The 20959-nt window shown below is 70.0% G+C and carries 14 protein-coding genes and 1 tRNA gene; 8 read left to right on the plus strand and 7 right to left on the minus strand.

Going from position 1 to position 20959, the window contains the following annotated elements:
- Nucleotides 1-31 precede the first annotated feature (31 nt).
- Together ACFWNN_RS41135 and ACFWNN_RS41140 are read right to left on the minus strand one after the other, a co-directional pair.
- Nucleotides 32-104: transfer RNA gene (locus ACFWNN_RS41135), tRNA-Arg, on the minus strand.
- 130 nt (nt 105-234) lie between these two features.
- Nucleotides 235-1317: a LacI family DNA-binding transcriptional regulator gene (locus tag ACFWNN_RS41140; RefSeq protein ID WP_382445404.1), complete on the minus strand. Its 1083-nt coding sequence runs from the start codon at nt 1315-1317 to the stop codon at nt 235-237.
- A 72-nt stretch (nt 1318-1389) separates the two neighbouring features.
- Between ACFWNN_RS41140 and ACFWNN_RS41145 the strand changes: the two genes are divergently transcribed.
- Nucleotides 1390-2553, plus strand: a complete 1164-nt coding sequence (locus ACFWNN_RS41145) for an MFS transporter (RefSeq protein ID WP_382445405.1) — start codon at nt 1390-1392, stop codon at nt 2551-2553.
- Here the strand turns inward: ACFWNN_RS41145 and ACFWNN_RS41150 are convergent.
- Nucleotides 2531-3061 (minus strand): hypothetical protein, encoded by a 531-nt coding sequence (locus ACFWNN_RS41150; RefSeq protein ID WP_382445406.1) that lies wholly within the window; start codon nt 3059-3061, stop codon nt 2531-2533. The two genes, ACFWNN_RS41145 and ACFWNN_RS41150, sit on opposite strands and share 23 nt — an antisense overlap.
- A 35-nt stretch (nt 3062-3096) precedes the next feature.
- Between ACFWNN_RS41150 and ACFWNN_RS41155 the strand changes: the two genes are divergently transcribed.
- The gene (locus ACFWNN_RS41155) at nt 3097-5028 is read left to right on the plus strand and encodes a cytochrome c oxidase assembly protein (protein ID WP_382445407.1); all 1932 of its coding nucleotides are present in this window, start codon (nt 3097-3099) and stop codon (nt 5026-5028) included.
- On the opposite strand, the gene ACFWNN_RS41160 is transcribed toward ACFWNN_RS41155, so the two are convergent.
- The 3 genes from ACFWNN_RS41160 to ACFWNN_RS41170 are packed head-to-tail and all read right to left on the minus strand — an operon-like array spanning nt 5025 to nt 7358.
- Nucleotides 5025-5822, minus strand: a complete 798-nt coding sequence (locus tag ACFWNN_RS41160) for an ABC transporter permease (protein ID WP_382445408.1) — start codon at nt 5820-5822, stop codon at nt 5025-5027. The genes ACFWNN_RS41155 and ACFWNN_RS41160 overlap by 4 nt on opposite strands.
- Before the next feature lie 10 nt (nt 5823-5832).
- Nucleotides 5833-6756 carry an ATP-binding cassette domain-containing protein gene (locus ACFWNN_RS41165; RefSeq protein WP_382445409.1) on the minus strand — a complete coding sequence of 308 codons (924 nt, stop codon included), beginning with the start codon at nt 6754-6756 and terminating at the stop codon, nt 5833-5835.
- Nucleotides 6753-7358: a TetR/AcrR family transcriptional regulator gene (locus tag ACFWNN_RS41170; protein ID WP_382445410.1), complete on the minus strand. Its 606-nt coding sequence runs from the start codon at nt 7356-7358 to the stop codon at nt 6753-6755. Before ACFWNN_RS41170 ends, ACFWNN_RS41165 begins: the two co-directional genes overlap by 4 nt.
- A 253-nt stretch (nt 7359-7611) precedes the next feature.
- Here ACFWNN_RS41170 and ACFWNN_RS41175 point away from each other — a divergent pair, with 253 nt between their 5' ends.
- From ACFWNN_RS41175 to ACFWNN_RS41190, 4 genes are all read left to right on the plus strand, one after another.
- Entirely contained in the window at nt 7612-8007 is a 396-nt protein-coding gene (locus tag ACFWNN_RS41175; protein ID WP_382445411.1) for a single-stranded DNA-binding protein, read from the plus strand.
- Between the two features lie 262 nt (nt 8008-8269).
- The gene (gene ettA / locus ACFWNN_RS41180) at nt 8270-9946 is read left to right on the plus strand and encodes an energy-dependent translational throttle protein EttA (RefSeq protein WP_382445412.1); all 1677 of its coding nucleotides are present in this window, start codon (nt 8270-8272) and stop codon (nt 9944-9946) included.
- 18 nt (nt 9947-9964) lie between these two features.
- The gene (locus ACFWNN_RS41185) at nt 9965-13813 is read left to right on the plus strand and encodes a hypothetical protein (RefSeq protein WP_382445413.1); all 3849 of its coding nucleotides are present in this window, start codon (nt 9965-9967) and stop codon (nt 13811-13813) included.
- 389 nt (nt 13814-14202) lie between these two features.
- Complete coding sequence (locus tag ACFWNN_RS41190) at nt 14203-19146, plus strand: NAD-glutamate dehydrogenase (RefSeq protein WP_382445414.1); 4944 nt, start codon at nt 14203-14205, stop codon at nt 19144-19146.
- Between the two features lie 106 nt (nt 19147-19252).
- On the opposite strand, the gene ACFWNN_RS41195 is transcribed toward ACFWNN_RS41190, so the two are convergent.
- Nucleotides 19253-19750, minus strand: a complete 498-nt coding sequence (locus ACFWNN_RS41195; RefSeq protein ID WP_382445415.1) for a DUF2975 domain-containing protein — start codon at nt 19748-19750, stop codon at nt 19253-19255.
- A gap of 85 nt (nt 19751-19835) precedes the next feature.
- Here ACFWNN_RS41195 and ACFWNN_RS41200 point away from each other — a divergent pair, with 85 nt between their 5' ends.
- Complete coding sequence (locus tag ACFWNN_RS41200; protein ID WP_382445416.1) at nt 19836-20267, plus strand: acyl-CoA thioesterase; 432 nt, start codon at nt 19836-19838, stop codon at nt 20265-20267.
- Entirely contained in the window at nt 20260-20886 is a 627-nt protein-coding gene (locus ACFWNN_RS41205; protein ID WP_382445417.1) for a hypothetical protein, read from the plus strand. The genes ACFWNN_RS41200 and ACFWNN_RS41205 overlap by 8 nt, the downstream gene beginning before the upstream one ends.
- Nucleotides 20887-20959 lie beyond the last annotated feature (73 nt).

A 20959-nucleotide genomic window follows, 5' to 3' on the forward strand; every position in this document is an offset into this window, starting at 1 on the left:
GGCGGTGTGGCCGTCGGAGGTGGTCATGAGGCGCCCCTGGCAGGATTCGAACCTGCGACCTCGGGATTAGAAGTCCCTCGCTCTCTCCACTGAGCTACAGAGGCTGGAGGGGTGCGAGAGCGGCCACGAAGTGTGGTCGCCCGGTGCCCCCACCGGACACATCGTCCGGAGTCGATCGACCGTTTCTGCCCTACGTCCAAACGGGTGATGAAAACGGTCTAAACGTGACGCGGATCACGTCCGTGGGGCCGTTGAGGCTCTCTCCACGAGGGAAACTTCGAGTCTCGTCGGCCTTGGCGGTCTCCCGCCGGCCAGTAATTTCAGGGCCAGTTCGCCGGCTCTGCGGCCCTTGTCGGCCAGGGGTTGACGCACGGTAGTCAACGGCGGGTCGCTGTAGGCCGCTTCGGGGACGTCGTCGAAGCCGACGACCGAAAGGTCTCCCGGGACGGTCAACGTCAGGTCGCGTGCTGCTTGGAGGGCGCCGAAGGCCAGTTGGTCCGACGCGCACAGCAAAGCGCTCGGCCGTGGCGTGCGGGTGAGAAGCCACCGCGCGCCGAGACGTCCGAGCTCGCGATCACTGCCGCGCGCTTCCCACACCGGAACATTGTCCGGTTCCACCCCGGCTTTTTCCAAAGTGTCGAGGTAGCCGCCGAGTCGGTCGCGGCTGACGCGGAACGGCACGTCCGAACGGCGCTCGTGCGAGACCGGTCCTGATACTCCGTCCGGGCGCAGCGCGAACGTCAGGACGCCGAACCGGCGGTGGCCCAGGTTCAGCAGGTGGGCGGCGGCCGTGGAGCAGCCGGCGTGGTCCTGCACCTCCACTCGGGCGGCGTCGGGCAGTTCGGGTTGGTCGATCACGACCAAGGGGAGGCCTCGGGCCGCGACGACGTCCAGGGCCGGGGCTGAGTCGGGCAGCGAGTAGGCGACCATCACGTCTGCCTGTGCGCGCGACACGATCGATGGGCGCGGACCGCCCGTGGCGGCGTCTCCTGGCATCAGCACGAGGCTGTGGTCGTGGCCGTCGACGGTCTGGGCGAGGCCGTCGAGCACGATCGACAGCGCTGGATCGGAGAACGCGCCGGACAGGCCCTGCGGCAGCATGAAGCCCACGGCCGCGGACGAGCGGGTGGCCAGCGAGCGGGCCACCGGGTCCGGGCCCGCGTAGCCGAGCGTGCGGGCCGTTTCGAGGATGCGTTCGCGCAACGACGACGACAGTTGGTCGGGCCGGTTGTACGCGTTCGACACCGTCGCCCTGGAGACCCCGACGGCGGCGGCGACGGTGTCCAGCGTCGGCCTGCGTCGGCGGTCGGAGTCCACAGACGCATCGTAGGCGAGAGATCGGACCCCAATCCCTGGTGTTGCTGAAGCGCTTCAGTCATGCTGGGGCGCATGTCCCCACGGCTGGCCGCGTTTGTGGCGTTCCTGTTGAACGGCGCTGTCTTCGGCACCTGGGCCGCCCGTGTGCCCGCGCTCGCCGAGCAGATCGGCGCGGAGGTGGGCAGCCTCGGGCTCGCTTTGCTCGGGGCGAGCGCCGGGCTGGCGTTCACGGCACCGCTGGCGGCGCGGTACTGCGCTGTGCACGGCAGCCGTGGCGCGCTGATAGCGAGCAGCCTCCTCAGTCCGTTGCTTCTGCCCGTGCTCGCCTTGTCGCGGTCACCGCTGCAGTTCGGCCTCACGCTCGTTGCGCTGGGAGCGAGCATCGCCGTGATGGACGTGTCGATGAACATCGCCGCGGTCGTCGTCGTGCGCGCGTTGCAACGGCCGTTGATGCCGCAGTTCCACGCGGGGTTCAGCATTGGCGGTCTCATCGGGTCGTTGGGCAGTGCCGCCTCCGCACAGGCGCACTGGACGCCCATGCGGCACTTCCTCGTGGCCGCGGTCGTGGGCGTCCTGGTGACCGCTCTCATCGCGAAGCACATCCCCGGAGGCGTGGGGGAGCGTCAACGGGAAGAAGTCACCGAACGAGCGAACGTGCTCAAGAGCCCGGTTCTCTGGCTGTTGGCGAGCGTCGCGCTGTGCAGCGCCATCGCGGAAGGGGCGGCGGCGGACTGGTCGGCGTTGTTCATGGTGCGTGAGCGCGGCATGGGGGACGCGGCCGGCGCGTACGCCTACGCGGTCTTCTCCGTCGCGATGGCGCTCGCGCGGTGGTTCGGCGAACCGATCCAACGCCGGCTCGGCCCGCACCGCCTGCTCGCCGCGGGTGGCGGCCTGGCGGCGACGGGGCTGGCGCTCGCCGTCGCGGTCCCGTCGCCGGTGGCGGGCTACGCCGGGTTCGGCCTGGCCGGGCTGGGGCTCGCGTTCTCGTTCCCCGTGGTCATGGACCTCGCGAGCGAGACCGGGAAACGCGCGGACGGCAGCGGCGGCGAACGTGAGCTGGGCCTGGTGACGACCATCGCCTACACCGGGTTCCTGGCAGGCCCGCCGATCGTGGGCGGGCTGGCGCACGTGAGTTCGCTCGTCCTGTCACTCGGGTTCGTGGCGATCGTCACGGCGCTGATCATCCCGGCGACCTGGCTGGCCAGGAGGGCGGCTAGGCAGGCGGCACGCGTTTGAGGGCCTCGGTGCGGATCGGCTCCAGCGCCTTGGTCGCCTTGCTCTCGGTCGCGTCACCGCCCATGCCGATGGCGACCATCAACGACTCCTCACGCGTCACGGCGATGGTCGCCGTGCACACCATGTCCTTCGTCTTGTCGTTGTCCTGACGGCCGCAGCTCAGCCACGTGGCGTGCTTGGACGTGTCGACCTCGCTGCCCTTGGGCTGGGCCTGCTTCGACTGGTCGAACGACCGGTACGGCACCGCCACCAGCACGTACGGGCCTTCTTTGAGCGTGTAGAGGCACGAGTTCGCGAGCTCGGTGCGCGGCACGGGGTTGAACTTCAGCGTGCCGAGCGGCTTGAGGTCCTTCTCCGTCACCAGGGCGCACGGGTCGACTCCGGCGGTCTTGCGCGGCGTCGCGATGGCGAGCGGCGGCAGCGGCGCTGCGACGGGTTCGCCCTGGATGGAGTACGCGCAGCCGGTCAGCGAGAGCAGCACGAGCAGGAGAGGGAGAGAACGTCTCACACGGCGCAACACTAGAGGGTCGTAGGCTCCGGGGCGTGCCAATCGAACGCTCCACCAGAACGGGTTTGGTGCCCCTCGTCGCAATCGGCTTCGCGGTGGCCGCGCTCGCGGCCGTCGCGCTGAGTTCGTTCGAGAGCAACCCGCCAGTCGGTGTGCAGATCGTGCGAGTGCTGACCGAGACGGGCGCGGTGGTCACCATCGGCTCGTTGTTGTTGGCGGCTTTCCTCGTGCCACCGCAGAAGTCGGGCACTCTCGCAGCGGACGGCTACGCCGCGATGCGCACCGCCGGGTGGTTTGCGCTCGTGTGGCTCGTGGGAGCGCTTCTGTCCGTGCCGTTCACCACAGCGGCCGCGATCGACCGTCCGGTGAGCTCGTTCACGTTCAGCCAGATGGTGGCGACGGCGATGTTGCTGGAGCAGTCGAAGGCGTGGCTGCTGACGGCGATCATCGTGGCGTTGCTCGCGTTGGGCTGCCGTCTGGTGCTGTCGTGGGGATGGACGACCGTTCTGCTGTTCGGCGCCATCTTCGCGTTGATCCCGGTCGCCGTCACGGGACACTCGTCGTCGGGCGGCTCGCACGACATGGCGACCAACAGCCTGCTGTTCCACCTCGTCGCCGCGGTGCTGTGGGTGGGCGGCCTGATCGCGTTGCTCGCGCACGGAAGGCGTGGCGGGGAGCACCTCCCGCTGGCCGCCACGAGGTTCTCGAAGATCGCGCTGGTCTGCTGGATCGTGATGGCCGTCTCCGGCGTCGTGAACGCGCTGGTGCGCATCACGCCCACGGACCTCGTCACCTCGACCTACGGCTGGCTGACGCTCGGCAAGCTGGCGTGTCTGCTGCTGCTCGGCGTGTTCGGCTACTTCCAGCGCGAACGCGGCGTGAAGGGCGTGGTCGACGGCAGGCCGCACGCGTTGCTCAAGCTCGCCGGCCTCGAAGTCCTGCTGATGATGTTCACCATCGGCCTGGCCGTGGCGCTGGCCCGCACGCCCCCGCCCGGTGGCAGCACGGACCTGCCGAGCCGCACCGAGATCGCGATCGGCTACGACCTCGACGGACCGCCCACGCTCGGCACGATCCTGTTCGACTGGCGCTTCGACCTGGTCTTCGGCACCGCGGCCCTGGCGCTCGCGATCCTGTACGTGCTGGGCGTGCGCAGGCTCGTGCAGCGCGGCGACAAGTGGCCGGTCGGCCGCACGGTCGCGTGGCTGTGCGGGTGTTTCTCGCTGCTGTTCGCGACGTCGTCGGGCATGGGCAAGTACGCGCCGGCGATGTTCAGCGTCCACATGGAAGCGCACATGGTGCTGTCCATGCTGACGCCGATCCTGTTCGTCCTGGGTGGACCGGTCACGCTGGCGTTGCGCGCGCTGCCGGTGGGCAAGGAGGTCCCGGGGCCGCGCGAGTGGATCCTCGCGTTCGTGCACTCCCCGGTCGCACGCCTGCTGACGAACCCGTTCGTGGCGCTGGCGTTGTTCGTCGGGTCGTTCTACGCGCTGTACTTCTCGGGGCTCTTCGAGGCCGCGCTGCCGTTCCACTGGGCGCACCTCGCGATGAACGCGCACTTCATCCTCGCGGGCTACGTCTTCTACTGGCCGGTGATCGGCGTCGACCCGTCGCCGAACAAGCTGCCGCCGCTCGGCCGGCTGGGGCTGCTGTTCGCGTCGATCCCGTTCCACGCGTTCTTCGGCGTGGTGCTGATGAGCTCGGCGAACGTCATCGGCGAGCAGTTCTACCGCGGCCTCTCGCTGCCGTGGGTGCAGAGCCTGCTGGAGGACCAGCGGCTCGGCGGCGGCATCGCGTGGGCGGCGGGGGAGATCCCGTTGCTGGTCGTGATGGTCGCCCTGCTCACGCAGTGGGCGCGGCAGGACGGCCGGGATGCGAAGCGGCTGGACCGCAAGGCCGACGCCGATGGCGACGCCGACCTCGAGGCCTACAACGCGATGCTGCGGAAGATGGCCGGGAAGGACTAGGCGGAGATCGGCCTGCGGAAGCCGCGGACCGCGAAGAACGCGCCGATCGCCGCGATCACGCCGCTCGTGACCAGTGCGCCGGCCACGCCCGTGACCGGGTGGGCGAGCGCCAGGCTGCGGGCGGCGTCGACCGCGTAGGTCAGCGGGTTGACCTTGGCGATCGCCTGCAGCCAGCCCGGCAGGCCGTTGACCGGCACGAATGCGCTGGACGCGAACATCAGCGGGAACATCGCCAGGAAGCCCACGGTCTGCATGAGCTCCGCCTTGCGCACCCACGCGGCGATCGCGATGAACACCCAGCTCAGCGCCCAGCCGACGACCAGGGCGAGGCCCAGCGCTGCGAGGGTGCCGAGCACGCCGCCGTCCGGCCGGAAGCCGAACACCAGCACGCCGAACGCGATCATCAGCACGAGCTGGAACGCGGTGCGCACGGCGTCGGACAGGTTGCGCGCCAACAGGACCGTGCTCGGGCGGATGGGCAGCGAACGGAACCGTGCGAGCACACCGTTCGACATGTCCTGCACGAGTCCGATGCCGGACGCGAGAGAGGACTGCATCGCGGTGTTCACGAGGATCGCGGGCAGCAGGTAGTCGATGTAACTCATGCCCGGCGGGAAGTTCGCCGTCGACGTGATGCTGCCGAAGATCTGGCTGAAGAGCGTCAGCATGATCAACGGCTGCAGGATGCTGAAGAACACCAGTGCGGGCGTGCGCAGCAACGCGCGGAGCGAACGGCCGGTCAGCACGAGGACTTGTGTCGGGTAACTGCTGCCGTGCCAGGTCAATGTCGCCATGATTTCCCCCTTAGTTCGCGGCGAGCGTGAGGTAGACGTCGTCCAAAGTGGGCTCTTTGAGGCCGATCTCGTGTGCTTCCAAGCCGTTGTCGTCCAACGCGCGCACGACCGTCGCAAGGTCGCGTGACGCGCTGACGGGCGTGGTGAGCGTCAGGCCTTCCGCGACCGGGTGCAGCCCAACGGAGTTGATGGCCTTCAGTGCCGTGTCCACTTCGGACGCCGAGTCGAGCGTCACGGTCACGGTGCGCTGGCCGACCTGGGCCTTGAGCTCGGCCGAGGTGCCGGACGCGACGACCTTTCCGTGGGACAGCACGGTGATCGAGTCGGCGAGCCGGTCCGCCTCGTCGAGGTACTGGGTCGTGAGCAGCACGGTCGTGCCGTCCGCGACGAGCTTCTCGACGATCTCCCACATCGCGAGGCGGCTGGCCGGGTCGAGGCCGGTGGTCGGCTCGTCCAGGAACAGCACCTCGGGGTTGCCGACGAGCGACGCGGCCAGGTCGAGGCGCCGCCGCATGCCGCCGGAGTAGGTCTTGGCGTTGCGCCTGGCGGCGTCGGTGAGGTCGAACTGCTCCAGCAGGTCGTCCGCGCGCGAGTGGGCCTGGTTGCGGCTCGCGCCGAGCAGACGGGCGATCAGCACGAGGTTGTCGTGGCCGCTCAGCTGTTCGTCGACGGCGGCGAACTGGCCGGTCAGGCCGATGCGGCTGCGGACCTCGTGACTCTGCTTCACGACGTCGAACCCGGCGACCCTGGCACTGCCGCCGGACGGCGGGAGCATCGTCGTGAGGACGTTGACCAGCGTGGTCTTGCCGGCGCCGTTGTGGCCGAGCAGGCCGAGGACGGAGCCCTTCTTCGCGGTGACGCTGACGCCTTCGAGGGCGTTCACGTCCCCGAACCTCTTGCTCACCTCGTGGGCTTCGATCATGAGCTCACTCATCTGTCTCCCCCTTTGAGCGCGCCGTGCAGGAAAAGCTCGACGATGTCGGCGGGTGCGGCGGCGGTCTCGCCGAAGCCTGCGCCCATGCGGTTCGTGAACACGGCGCCGAGCAGCATCCGGGCCGCGAGATGGGCGTCGACGCGCAGGTCCGCGTCGCCGAACAGGTCCGCGACGGCGTCGGACAGCTGCTGCATGCCGATCGGCGGGCCCTTGTGCTTCTGGTGTTCGCCGTCGTGCGGGTGGTAGCCGGACTCGCGCAGCGTGCCGATGAGGCCCCACATGCGGTCGAGGTAGCCGCTGAACGCCTCGACGCCCGCGGTCAGCCGTTCCTCCAGGGACACGTCCGAGGGAATCGCCTGGAGGAGCGCGATCTCCTCGTCGGAGCGCAGTGCGCGCTGGACGCACGCGTCGAGCAGTTCCGCCTTGTCCTTGAAGACGCGGAACACGGTGCCTTCCGCGATTCCGGCCGCGGCGGCGATCTGGCTGGTGGTGACGTTCGCGCCGGCCTTCACGACGAGCGGCAGCGTGGCCTGGACGATCGCTTCGCGGCGATCTTCCGGGCTCATCGCGGGGGCGCGGCGGCGGCGTGGTTCCTCTGACACGTCCGCAACTGTATGAGTGAGTACTCACTCATGTCAATGAGTGGGCGCTCACTCACTCGCGGCCGCTCCAGCGGCGCCCTAGCACACACCCCCGACGATTCCGGGGTTCGAGGCCGTTCAAGATCTCGACCTGTCCACAGATCGCGAGTTGTCCACAGATCCGCCACGGCCCCACCCGGCCCGTCCGCCGCCGGAGCAACCTGGACCAGAACCCCGCGACCTGGAGGCGAGCCCGATGTCCTGGAATTCCACGATGATCACCTGCGTTGGCACTGTCGTCAGCGACATCACGTACAAGCACGGCGAGGACGGCAAGTCGAACGCGTACTTCCGCGTCAACTCGACCGAGCGCCGCTACAACACCGCGATCGGTGACTGGGAGGACGGCGAGGCCTTGTGGCTCGGCGTCTCGTGCTGGCGCAAGCTCGCCGACAGCGTGAAGACCACGCTGTCCAAGGGCGATTCGGTGATCGTCCAGGGCAAGCTGCGGATCCGCGTCTACGAGAAGGACGACGTGAAGCGGCAGGCGTTCAACCTCGACGCCATGCACATCGGGTTGGACTTGAGCCGAGTGCAGTCACTGGGCGCCGCTCCGCTCGTTGAGCCTCGGGCCGCTGAAGATCTTGCGGAGGAACCGGTTCCGTTCTGATCCGTTCGGGGCAACCGTGTTCCGGACTTCGGGAAGCCACCCGATCGGGTCGCCCGCGCCGGACAAGATGTACGTACCCAGATCCACGAAGAAGGAGGGAAGCTCGTAGATCGGAGCCGCTGAGGACCGATCGCCGACAATCGTTCACGTTCGAACGGAACGAGCAGGTCACCGACTCGCGTGACGCTTGATCCGGGGGTGGGCGGCTGCTTGTCGGCGACCGAGGTCAGGAGCCTCTGGGCACCGCTCTACGATCGCCGCCATGGCCGAGTTCATCTACACCATGAAAAAGGTGCGCAAGGCGCACGGTGACAAGGTCATCCTCGATGACGTCACGATCATGTTCTACCCCGGCGCGAAGATCGGTGTGGTCGGTCCCAACGGCGCCGGCAAGTCGAGCGTGCTCAAGATCATGGCGGGGTTGGACACGCCGAACAACGGCGAGGCGTACCTGTCGCCCGGTTACACCGTGGGCATCCTGCAGCAGGAACCGCCGCTCAACGAGGAGAAGACCGTCCTCGGCAACGTCCAGGAGGGCCTGGGCGAGATCAAGGTGAAGCTGGACCGCTTCAACGAGATCGCCGAGCTGATGGCGACCGACTACTCCGACGAGCTGATGGAGGAGATGGGCAAGCTCCAGGAGGAGCTCGACCACGCCGACGCGTGGGACCTCGACTCCCAGCTGGAGCAGGCGATGGACGCCCTGCGCTGCCCGCCGCCGGACGCCGACGTCACCAAGCTCTCCGGTGGTGAGCGCCGCCGCGTCGCGCTGTGCAAGCTGCTGCTGAGCAAGCCCGACCTGCTGCTGCTCGACGAGCCCACCAACCACCTGGACGCGGAGAGCGTCCTGTGGCTGGAGCAGCACCTCGCGCAGTACACCGGCGCCGTGCTCGCCGTGACCCACGACCGGTACTTCCTGGACAACCTGGCCGAGTGGATCCTCGAGATCGACCGCGGCCGGACGCACCCGTACGAGGGCAACTACTCCACCTACCTGGAGAAGAAGGCCGAGCGTCTCGCGGTCCAGGGCAAGAAGGACCAGAAGCTGCAGAAGCGCCTCAAGGACGAGCTGGAGTGGGTGCGCTCCGGCGCCAAGGCCCGCCAGGCCAAGTCCAAGGCGCGACTCGACCGCTACGAGGAGATGGCGGCCGAGGCGGAGAAGACCCGCAAGCTCGACTTCGAGGAGATCCAGATCCCGCCGGGCCCGCGTCTGGGCAGCGTCGTGGTCGAGGCCGACAAGCTGAAGAAGGGCTTCGGCGACCGGGTCCTGATCGACGGCCTGTCGTTCACGTTGCCGCGCAACGGCATCGTCGGCGTCATCGGCCCGAACGGCGTCGGCAAGACGACGCTGTTCAAGACCATCGTCGGTCTCGAGCAGCCCGACGCCGGCAACGTCAAGGTCGGCGAGACGGTCCTGCTGTCCTACGTCGACCAGAACCGCGGCGGCATCGACCCGAAGAAGAACGTGTGGGAGGTCGTGTCCGGCGGGCTCGACTACATCCACGTCGGCAACGTCGAGATGCCGTCGCGCGCGTACGTCAGCGCGTTCGGCTTCAAGGGCCCGGACCAGCAGAAGCCCGCGGGCGTGCTGTCCGGTGGTGAGCGCAACCGCCTGAACCTCGCGCTCACGCTCAAGCTCGGCGGCAACCTGATCCTGCTGGACGAGCCGACGAACGACCTGGACGTCGAGACCCTCGGTTCGCTGGAGAACGCTCTCGAGCAGTTCCCCGGCTGCGCCGTGGTCATCTCCCACGACCGGTGGTTCCTCGACCGAGTCGCCACGCACATCCTCGCGTGGGAGGGCACCGACGAGGACCCGTCGAAGTGGTACTGGTTCGAGGGCAACTTCGAGGGCTACGAGAAGAACAAGCTCGAGCGCCTGGGTGCTGACGCCGCACGTCCGCACCGTGTCACGTACCGCAAGCTGACACGGGACTGAGAGGGCAACGGCGACGTCGTGGCGGCGAGGGGCGAGACGCAGGCGAACGTCGAGGTGAGCACGCTGGTCGTGCCCGCCTGGATGCTGCGTTGGCGCGCACCGGAGCTCGCTCTGGTGCTGGGCGAGCGGGCGGTCGCGCTCGCCTCGACCCGCCGCGACGAGGCCGACCGCCTGCGGGCGGAGTCGCTGGTGGTCTTCGCGGGCAACCGCGTGGGCCGCGGCGTCCGCGTCGCCGACCGGGCGATCGACGCCCTGAAGGCGGCCGAGAAGGCCGGTGAGCACGAGACCGGGTGGCTGCTGCGGGTCGAGCTCGCGGAGTGCGCCCGGTCCGTGGGAGCCCCGCTGACGGGGTTCGCGGCGGTCGCGCCGGTGCTGGAGGCGCCGGACGTGCCCGCGGAACTGCGGGCGTCGGCGCTGGTGCAGGCCAGCGAGTGCCTGGTGACGGTCGGCCGCGGCGACGAGGCCACGCTGGCCCTCGCCGAGGCGGACCAGCTCTACGTCGCCGACACGACGCTCGACGAGGACGCGCGGCTGCTGCTACGCGGCCTGATCCGCGCGGTGCAGGCCGCGCAGCACCGCAGGTGGGGCGATCTCGCCGCCGCCATCGGTGCCGCGAGGGAAGGTCTCGACCTGCTGAGCAGGTTCTCGGACCCGGCGGCGGACAGCGGTCAGGGCGTCGCCCGGCTCACACTGGAGCTGGCGCTCTCGCTGATGGACGCGAACCGGCTGCTCGACGCGTCCGACGTCGGCGCCCCGGTGCTGGACCGGCCGGTGCGCGCGCCGTCGGCGTCCGACACGGGCTGGCTGCGCCTCGCGCTCGCCACCCGCGTGCACCTGCCGGCAGGCCGGGTCGCACTGGCCCGCGAGATGCTGCGGGAAACCGTGGCGAGCGCCGAACGCCACCAGCTCGACACCCTGCTCGCGGAGAGCCTGCTCGCGCTGGCCCACGTGCACGAGGTGTCCGGCGAACTGGCCGACGCGCTCACGAACCTGCGTTCCGCCCACGCCGCCGAACGCCGCCGCGCCCGTGCCGTCTACGCGGTGCGCGCCCGCCTCGCCGCGGAGTTCTCCGGCGTCCACCGCCAGCCCGCGGATCTGCACCAGCAGCTGGCGAGCCTGCTCCGCCCGGTCGAGGGCATGCAGGTGGTCACCGACGGCGTGCTGTCCGCCGCACTGAAGCAACAACTCCGGCAGTGGCGCCCGGTCCAGGTCCGCAAGGGCGATGGGCTGAAGGTTCAGCGCGTCCGGCGCGCTGCCGAAGACATGACCGTGGAAGGTTTGTCCGCGGCCCGCCAGCACGCCGCCGACCGGTGGCGCATGGTCCAGCCGTTCGGCGACCCCGATGACAAGATGCCGGAATCAGTGGAACAGCCACCCGCCCCCCTGCCGTCTACTCCTTCCCCCACTCCCTCCGACCGCACCGTCCCGGCCTCGGGCCTGATCGCCTCGGCGGGCGCCATGGTGAGCGGCCGCCGCCGGGCCGCGCGAGTCGCGGCGGGCGAGATCGACGACGACCGCCCGACCACCATCGCCGAGATCCCGGCGGTGCCGGCCGATCCCGAGGCGCCCGCCCCGCAGCGGCCCGCGCTGACCGTGGAGCAGGAGCGCAAGCGCAAGGTCGAGCAGCAGCTGATGGAGCTGCAGCGCGAGGCCCGCCGCCAGATCGAGGAAGAACGTCAGGCCCGCGCCGAACAGCGTGCCCAGGCGGAACGCGAGGCCCAGGCCGCCGAGGAAGCCGCTCGCCAGGAGGCGGCCAGGCAGGAAGCGGTGCGCCAGGAGGCCGCTCGCCAGGAAGCGGCCCGCGCGGAAGCGGCTCGCCGGCAGGCGGCTCTCGAGGAGGCCGCTCGCCAGGAGGTGGCCCGGCAGGAGGCAGCCCGCGCGGAGGCCGCTCGCCAGGAGGCCGCCAGGCAGGAAGCCGCGCGCGAAGAAGCCGCCCGTCAGGAAGCGGTCCGCCAGGAATCCGCGCGCAAGGAGGCGGCCCGCCAGGAGGCCGCGCGGCAGGAAGCCGCCCGCGAGGACGCCCTGCGCCAGGAGCTGGCGCGGCAGGAAGCGATCCGTCAGGAGAACACCCGCCAGGAAGAGGCTCGCCGCGAGGCGGCGCGCCAGGAGGCGGTCCGGCGCGACGTGGCCCGGCAGGAGGCGGCGCACCAGGAAGTGGCCCGCATGGCCGTCGAACGCGAGGCGGTGGCCAAGGAGCCCGCGGCCCGCGAGGACGCCTCGGGGCAGTCGGAAAGCGTCCTGGACATGCTCAAGGCCCAGGGCCTGCGCGCGGGCGGCCGCCGTCGCCGGGCGCAGGAGGCCGACCAGCAGTCGAACACCCCGTCGTGGAGGGTGGAACCCCCGTCGTCCGGCGGCCAGGACGAGCCGAAGAAGGACTACTTCGCCGACGCGGGCGCCCCGCCCCGTCCGAGCTACTTCACCGACCACAACACGTCCGACTCGGCGACGCGCTCGAACCTGTCGGCGGCGTTCGGCCGCCCTCCGGCGGCCCCGGACTTCGGCCCGCACCTCGACGAGGATCCGGCCTACCCGCTGCACACCCCGGCGGGGGGCTTCCCCAGCGCCGCCCAGGACCCGGACGAGCGCAAGCTCCCGGACCTGGACTTCAGCAGCCTCGACTTCAGCACCCCCAAGGCCCCGGCGACCTCGGTCCCCACCCCGCCGGACCCGGCAGACACCTCGGACCCCACCGAGAAACCGCTGCCGGACGAGGTGCCGACGGTCCCGACGCCGTCCGAGGTCCCGGCCCCGCCGGAACCGGACCTGCTGTCGACGACGTTCCTGAGCTCGGCGGACGTGGAGGACGACGACGTCCCGCAAGCCCCGACCACTCCGGTGGAGATCCACCAGCAGCCGACTTTCGGCACCCAGACCAGCTTCGGCACGCAGTCCTTCGGCACCCAGTCGGCCTTCGGCACGCAAACGGCCTTCGGCGCCCAGCCCGGCTACGCCGAGTCCGTCTTCGGCGGCGAACGCCAGCCAGGGGACCCGGCCTTCGGCACGGAGCCGGGGAACAACGGCACGAGCCCCGGCGCGGATGCCGGGAGCGGCGCGGACACGGGCTTCGGCCTCGGGCGGGACGGGGAGCCGGGCCTGGGCACGAGCGAGGGTTCGGAGTCCGGTTCCGCCACCAGCTACGGCTACGGCGCGGAGGCGGGGTTCGACACCGGCTCCGGCAAGGACACCGGTTCCGACGAGGAATCCGGCTTCGGCGAGGAATCCGGCTTCGGCGAGGGCAGCAGCAGCCGGCTCGGGTCGAAGCCGGGGGAGCCTGCCGCGTTCGGGGCCGACGCTCCGACCGAGACCGGCTTCGGGCCCGTTGGCGAGCCCGGTGCGGACCCGTCGTACGACTTCTTCTCGACCGGAGACCCGGCGCCCGCCACGGGCGGCCAGACGACCGCGTCCGACACCGGGGACGAGGCCGGGCGGCCCAGCAGCCGGCGCAGGCCCAGCGAGATGAGTCTGGCCGATCTTCTTGCCGAGGCGTTGGTCGCGTACGAGACGGGCCGGCGGTCCGACGAGGAGCAGTTCGAGGTCCCGGACCTGACCTCCCCGGACTGGGCCGGGGTCGAGCGCGCGCCGGCCACGGACCCCGTCGAGGCCGCGGACGTCGCGGCGGGCAAGGCGGAGCCGCTGCCGGACCTGGGCGCGGTGCCCGGTTCGGAGGGGTTGTTTCGGCCCGGGTCGGCGTTCGGGGCTCAGCCGGAGGTTCCTGGCATCGTGATGCCGGGGGCCGCGGTGGTGTCGGAGTCGGAGAAGACGGGGCCCATCGTGCCCGTCGGGGTGCCGACGGACAGTGAGACGACGGGTCCGATTCGTCGGGTCCGACCGGATGGGCCGCCCGGATGGACGTTGCCCAACGGGTGAGGTGGTCAGCGCCACACCTCAAGCCTTGCCCAACCCCGGCCGAGTGGTCCGGAGCCGGAGCCGTGACGGCGAAGAAACGGCGGCCGGGCGGTGTCGGGGAGCGGGCGGGCCGGTGATCGTTCTCGGTTCGGCGGTGGTCACGCCGCCGCTGGGCCCATGATCGGATGAATGCTGTGGACGGGCCTCGCGGGAAGGCCGGCGGAGACGCCGGGCCGCGGGTGCGTCCACGATGCGGAAGGCCTTGTCGCCACTGATGATGTGACTCGATTCAGCCCACGATTCAGTGGTCCGTCAGTGCCCCTCCCGTTGCCGGTGACGGCCGCCACTCCATCTATGGTGGGGCCGGACCCGGCACACAGAGGTGCCGGATAGCGTGGAGTCGCCTGAAGATGACCTCGACTGGAGCCCCGACCCGAACCGACGACCGCTCCGCGGCCCCCGCCGCGGGTGATGGAAGTCCAACGGCCAGTCCTGAGCAGGTCCGTGACGAATTGATCGAACGGGCCGCCGCCAATGCCCCCGAACTCGCAGACCTGATCCGCTTGTTCTACCGCCACGTGCCCGCCGAGGAAGTCAACGACGACGACCCGGTGGACCTGGTCGGTGCGGTGCGGTCGAACTACCAGCTCGCCGAGAGCCGCGTTCCCGGACGCGCCGCGGTGCGCATTCTCAACCCGACGCGCGGGACCGACGGGTGGCAGTGTCCTGTCACCGTCGTCCAGGTCGTCACCGACGACATGCCGTACCTCGTCGACTCGGTCGCTTCCGAGCTGACGCGCGGTGGCGTGCAGGTGCAGCGCGTCGTGCACCCGATCGTCGTCGTGCGGCGGGACCCGGTCACCGGCGAGCGCACCGAGGTGCTGCCGACGGCCGACCCGGCCGACCCGCCCGCGGACGCGCTGGCCGAGTCGTGGATGAACATCGAGGTCGACCTCATCACCGACCCCGATCGTGCCCGCGAGCTCGAGACCCGGTTGCTGACGGTGCTGACCGACGTCCGCGAGGTCGTCGAGGACACCGACCGCATGGTCACGACGGCGCTGCAGCTCGCCGAGGAGCTGGGCAAGGACTCGTCCGTCGACAGCACGGACGGCGCGAACCTGCTCAAGTGGCTCGCGGACGGGCACTTCACGTTCATGGGCTACCGGCAGTACGAGCTGGTGCGGGAGGACGGCGAACCGGCGCTGCGGGCCGTGCTCGCGAGCGGCCTCGGCGTGCTCCGGCAGGACAGCCTCGCCGCGCGCAGCCTCACCGCCGGGCCGGACAACGGCGCGCAGGCGCTCAGTCCCGACCTGCTGGTGCTCACGCAGGCGAGCGCGCAGAGCAGCGTGCACCGCAGCGTCTACCCCTACTACGTCGGCGTGAAGACGTTCGACGGCGAGGGCAACGTCACCGGCGAGCACCGCTTCCTGGGCATCTTCAGCACCACGGCGCTGCACGAGAACGTCCTCGACATCCCCGTCGTCGAACGCCGCGTGCGCGAGGTTATCCACCGCGCCGGCTTCCCGCTGCAGTCCTACTCGGGCCAGCGGATGCTGGAAGTGATCCAGAACTACCCGCGCACCGAGCTGTTCTCGGTCGACGCGGAGACGCTCTACCAGACGACCACGGGCGTCATCGCGCTCGCGGAACGCCGCCGGCTGCGGCTGTTCCTGCGCCGCGACCCGTTCGGCCGGTTCTTCTCCTGCCTGGTCTACCTGCCGCGCGACCGCTACACGACGACGAGCCGCCTCGCGATGCAGGAGGTGCTGCTCGCCGAGCTCGGCGGCCTCAACCTCGAGTACAGCGCGCGCATCGGCGAGTCCGCGCTGGCCCGCGTGCACTTCATGGTGCACACGGACCCGGCGCGCACGCTGGAGCCGGACGTCCACGCGATCCAGGCCAAGCTGGCCGAGGCCGTCCGCAGCTGGGACGACCGCATGATCGAGGCCGTCGTCGGCGACGAGGGCGACCTCGGCGCCGAGTCGGCCACCGAGCAGGGCCAGCGGTTCTCCACGGTCTTCCCCGAGGCCTACAAGGAGGACTTCCCGGCCACCACGGGCCTGGAGGACTACCGCCGCATCGAGGCGCTCGTCGAGGGCGGCCTCGACATGGTCTTCTACGTGCCGGAGGACGCCGAACCGGGCGAGCGGCGCTTCAAGCTCTTCGTGACCGGCGACGGCATCACGCTGTCCGACGTGCTGCCGATGCTGCAGCGCATGGGCGTCATCGTCGTCGACGAGCGGCCGTACGAGATCGCCCGCGAAGACGGCGTGCAGTGCTGGATCTACGACTTCGGGCTGCGCATCGACAAGGCCGCGCTCGCCCAGCTGTCCGAGGCCGACCTGGAGAACGTCCGGGTCCGGTTCCAGGACGCGTTCGCCGCGGTCTGGCGGGGTGAGGCCGAGGTCGACAGGTTCAACTCGCTGGTGCTGCAGGCCGGGCTCACCTGGCAGCAGGCCGCGATGCTGCGCGCGTACGCGAAGTACCTGCGCCAGGCGGGAACGCCGTACTCGCAGGACTACATCGAGGACGCCGTTCTCGGCCACACGAGTGTCGCCATCGCGCTGGTCGCGTTGTTCGAGGCCCGGTTCAACCCGGCGCTCGACGACACGACGCGTGCGGCGCATACGGAGGTGATGGTCACCGAGATCGGCAAGCTGATCGACGACGTGACGAGCCTCGACGCGGACCGCATCCTGCGCAGCCTGCTCACCCTGATCAACGCCACGCTGCGGACGAACTACTTCTTCCGCGACGCGGACGGCAACGCCCGGCCGTACCTGTCGGTCAAGCTCGACCCGCAGGCCATCCCGGACCTGCCGCAGCCGCGGCCGAAGTTCGAGATCTTCGTGTACTCGCCGCGGGTCGAGGGCGTGCACCTGCGCTTCGGCAGCGTCGCGCGCGGTGGTCTGCGCTGGTCCGACCGCCGCGAGGACTTCCGCACGGAGGTGCTCGGCCTGGTCAAGGCGCAGGCCGTGAAGAACGCCGTGATCGTGCCGGTCGGCGCGAAGGGCGGCTTCGTCGTCAAGAAGCCGATCGCCCCCACCGGCGACCCCGGCATCGACCGCGAGAACTTCATGGGCGAGGGCATCGCCTGCTACAAGATGTTCATCTCGGGCCTGCTCGACCTCACCGACAACCTGATCAACAACGAGGTCGTGCCCGCCTCCCAGGTCGTGCGCTACGACGCCGACGACACCTACCTGGTCGTCGCGGCGGACAAGGGCACGGCGACGTTCTCCGACATCGCGAACGGCGTGAGCCAGAGCTACGGCTTCTGGCTGGGCGACGCGTTCGCGTCCGGTGGCTCGATCGGCTACGACCACAAGGCCATGGGCATCACTGCCAAGGGCGCGTGGGAGAGCGTGAAGCGCTCGTTCCGCGAGCTCGGCGTGGACACGCAGACCGAGGAGTTCACCGTCGTCGGCATCGGCGACATGTCCGGTGACGTGTTCGGCAACGGCATGATGCTGTCCGAGCACATCCGGCTCGTGGCAGCGTTCGACCACCGGCACATCTTCATCGACCCGAGCCCGGTCGCGGCGAGCTCGTTCGCCGAACGCGTGCGCCTGTTCAACGTGCCGCGCTCGTCGTGGGACGACTACGACCGCACGCTGATCAGCGAGGGCGGCGGCATCTTCCCGCTGACCGCCAAGTCGATCCCGATCTCCGAGCAGGCCCGCGTCGCGCTGGGCCTCGACGAGGGCGTCACGAAGCTGTCCCCGCCGGAGCTCAAGAAGGCGATCCTGCTGTCGCCGGTCGACCTGCTCTGGAACGGCGGCATCGGCACGTACGTCAAGTCGTCGGCCGAGTCGCACGCCGACGTCGGAGACAAGGCGAACGACTCGATCCGCGTCGACGGCAGCGAGCTGCGCGTCAAGGTCATCGGCGAGGGCGGCAACCTGGGTCTCACCCAGCGCGGCCGCATCGAGTTCGCGCGCAAGGGCGGCAAGGTCAACACCGACGCCCTCGACAACTCCGCGGGCGTCGACTGCTCCGACCACGAGGTCAACATCAAGATCCTGCTGGACCACCTGGTCCGGGAGGGTTCGCTGGAGCAGTCGCAGCGCAACGAGGTGCTCGCGGAGATGACCGACGAGGTCAACGACCTCGTGCTGGCGGACAACTACTCGCAGAACAACGTCCTCGGCGTCAGCCGGGCGCACGCGGCGCCGATGCTGTCGGTGCACGCGCGGCTCACGGCCGACCTGGAGGCCCGCGGCGCGCTCAACCGCAAGCTCGAGGCCATGCCGAGCGCGGCGGAGTTCAAGGCGCTGGAGAAGGCCGGCGAGGGCCTCACCTCACCGGAGCTCGCCACGCTGCTCGCGTTCACCAAGCTCACGCTCAAGGAGGAGCTGCTCGCGAGCGACATCCCGACGATCGACACGTTCACCCGCAAGCTCCCGGACTACTTCCCGAGCCTGCTGCGCGAACGCTTCGGCGGCGCGATCCCGAACCACCCGCTGGCGCGCCAGATCATCACCACGGTCGTCGTCAACGAGGTCGTGGACGGCGGCGGCATCTCGTTCGCCTTCCGCCTGGCCGAGGAGATGAGCGCGTCGGCGACGGACGCGGTCCGCGCGTACGCCGTCGTCACCCAGGTCTTCGACCTGCCGCAGATCTGGCGCGAGATCGAGGCGCTGGACACCGTGGTGGCGACGGACGTCCAGGACAGCATGGTCCTGGAGACCCGCCGCCTGCTCGACCGCGCGTCCCGCTGGCTGCTGTCGAACCGCCCGCAGCCGCTGGCAGTGGGCTCGACGATCAACCGCTTCCGCAGCACGGTCGAGGAGCTCAGCCCGTTCGCCTTCGACCTGTTGAAGGGCAAGGAACTCGCCGTCGTGGCGGGCAAGGCCGACCACTACGTCCAACAGGGCGTCCCGGCCGAGCTCGCCCGCAAGGTGGCGGCGCTGCTCTACATGTACGGCCTGCTGGACGTCACCGAGATCGCCGAGCTCGCCGAACGCGAGATCGGCCCGGCCGGCGGCATGGGCCCGGAGCGGTCGCACCGCGAGTCGGCGGAGTTGTACTTCGAGCTCTCCGACCACCTCGACATCGACCACATGCTGGACTCGGTGACGAGCCTGGAGCGAGGCAACCGCTGGCACGCGCTGGCCCGCCTGGCGCTGCGCGACGACTTCTACTCGTCGCTGCGGGCCATCTCCCTCGACGTCCTGCGCGCGAGCGACGAGGACGACACGGCGACCGAGAAGATCACCAAGTGGGAGCAGGCCAACGCCTCCCGCCTGGCCAGGTCCCGCGGCGCGCTGGAGGAGATCAACCGGGTGCACCAGCTCGACCTGGCGACCCTGTCCGTGGCCGCACGCCAGGTGCGGAGCATGGTCAGGTAGCAACGGCAGAAAGAACCGGGGCGCTGCGGAATCCCCTCCGCGGCGCCCCGGTTTTCTGTTGCACCGAGGAATCCCCTCCGCGGCGCGACAGTTCGCTTCTACAACGTCAGACGACCTGTTCGAGTTCCGCGTGCTGGGCGATCGCCCGGCCCAGCCACTGCCGTCCGACGACGACCAGCAACGCCACCCCGATCGCCGCGACGGTCCCGACGGCCGACCCCATCCACAGCCCGATGGTCTCCATGCCGTCGGCGGGGGAGGGGATCTCGGCGAACGTGACGTAGAAGAACAGCCACGCGAGCACCACCGCACCCGCCGCGATGGCGCCGATCGCGATGTTCGTCCAGACGAGCGCGCCCGACTCGAACACCCTGCCCTGACCGGCCCGGTGCAGCATGCCGCCCAACGCCACCGCGAGCACCTGGCAGCACGCGACGAACACGATGGCCGAGACCACGAACGGCACTCTGACCGACTCGTACGGCGGGAACAGCGCGACCTCGTCCGCGGCCGTCGTCGGGATCACCACGGCCTGCGCGAACAGGCCACCGAGGAACGCGAAGGCGAGCAGGGCCTGGAGGAAGAACACGACTGCGCGAGACATACATCGAGTATCGAGAGCTGCCTATCGATTTTCAATCGGATGGTGTGGAGGTCCTGTGAAGGTTCGCGGGCGGTAGGGTCCCTGCATGGGTGTCTTCGTCACTGGTGTGCGGCCGCGATGGTCGGACATGGATGCGTTCGGCCACGTCAACCACGCGAACACGGTGACGTTGCTCGAAGAGGCCCGCATCGAGCTGCTGTTCACCGAGGCCGCCCGGCACGGCGTCAAGGAGCTGGCCGAGGGCATGGTCGTGGCGAAGCTCGTGGTCGAGTACCTCGCGCCGATCGTGTTCACCGGTGAGCAGGTCCTGGTCGAGATGTCCGTGCGGGAGCTGAAGGCCGCCTCGCTGACGCTCGACTACGTGGTGCGCACGAGCCGTGATGCGAGCAGTCCGGTGGCGGTCAAGGCGGAGACGCTTCTCGCGCCCTACAACGTGACGACAGCACGACCGCGCCGGCTGACCGAGGCCGAGCGCGACTTTCTCGCCGGGTGGCGGGCAGGGGGAAATGGTGCCTGAGCTGGTGTTGGCCGACGCGGCCGAGAGAGACGACCTCGGCGCGTTCGCCGCGCGGGCGGTGCGGCTCGACGGGCAGTCCGTCGTCCGGCTGCGCAACCGCAACGAGGAGCAGCTCGACGCGTGGGTGGCCACGCCGTTCGACGCGCTCGCCACGCGAACCGTTGCGGGACAGGCGAATCCTGCGGACGTCACGGTGTCCGGCTCGGAGTTGCTGACCGGTCTCGCGGTCATGCGCGACGAGCGCATCGACCCCGGCCCCGCCAAGGATCTGATGTGGCGTTCGGCCCTGCCGCCGGTGGAGGGCTGGCTCGTGGTCGACCGGCTGCCCGTCGAGGTCGTCGCGCAGATCGCCGACGAGGGCGTCGAGGTGGCGCGGGAGAACACCGGGCCGCAGGGCACGCCGCCCGCCTCGTTGCTGGACCAGACGGTGCTGACCGTCAGCGGCTCCGGCCTCGACGTGAAGATCCCGCTGCGCGTGCTGTTCGCGTTGTCCGGCATGGGTTTCCTCGGCGAGGACGGCGAGGTCCGGGTGACCGCGACCGACTCGTGGGTGCGCATCGACGCCCGGTTCGGGGCAGTTGTCCGGCGTCGGCACTCGATGCTGCCGCTGCTCGTCTGACCTGTACCTAACTCCAGGTTCCCAAACGAAGAAATCGTTGCGTCCCAGGCTGATGCGCGTGGCACCATGTCGC

Origin of the sequence: Lentzea sp. NPDC058450, assembly GCF_042721395.1 — a bacterium.
Taxonomy (GTDB): domain Bacteria; phylum Actinomycetota; class Actinomycetes; order Mycobacteriales; family Pseudonocardiaceae; genus Lentzea.

Excerpts from the sequence above, each read along its gene's own strand:
- ACFWNN_RS41145 (WP_382445405.1), top strand. The coding sequence starts at position 1,390 with ATGTCCCCACGGCTGGCCGCGTTTGTGGCGTTCCTGTTGAACGGCGCT.
- ACFWNN_RS41160 (WP_382445408.1), bottom strand. The coding sequence starts at position 5,822 with ATGGCGACATTGACCTGGCACGGCAGCAGTTACCCGACACAAGTCCTC.
- ACFWNN_RS41165 (WP_382445409.1), bottom strand. The coding sequence starts at position 6,756 with ATGAGTGAGCTCATGATCGAAGCCCACGAGGTGAGCAAGAGGTTCGGG.
- ACFWNN_RS41175 (WP_382445411.1), top strand. The coding sequence starts at position 7,612 with ATGATCACCTGCGTTGGCACTGTCGTCAGCGACATCACGTACAAGCAC.
- ettA (WP_382445412.1), top strand. The coding sequence starts at position 8,270 with ATGGCCGAGTTCATCTACACCATGAAAAAGGTGCGCAAGGCGCACGGT.
- ACFWNN_RS41190 (WP_382445414.1), top strand. The coding sequence starts at position 14,203 with ATGACCTCGACTGGAGCCCCGACCCGAACCGACGACCGCTCCGCGGCC.
- ACFWNN_RS41195 (WP_382445415.1), bottom strand. The coding sequence starts at position 19,750 with ATGTCTCGCGCAGTCGTGTTCTTCCTCCAGGCCCTGCTCGCCTTCGCG.
- ACFWNN_RS41200 (WP_382445416.1), top strand. The coding sequence starts at position 19,836 with ATGGGTGTCTTCGTCACTGGTGTGCGGCCGCGATGGTCGGACATGGAT.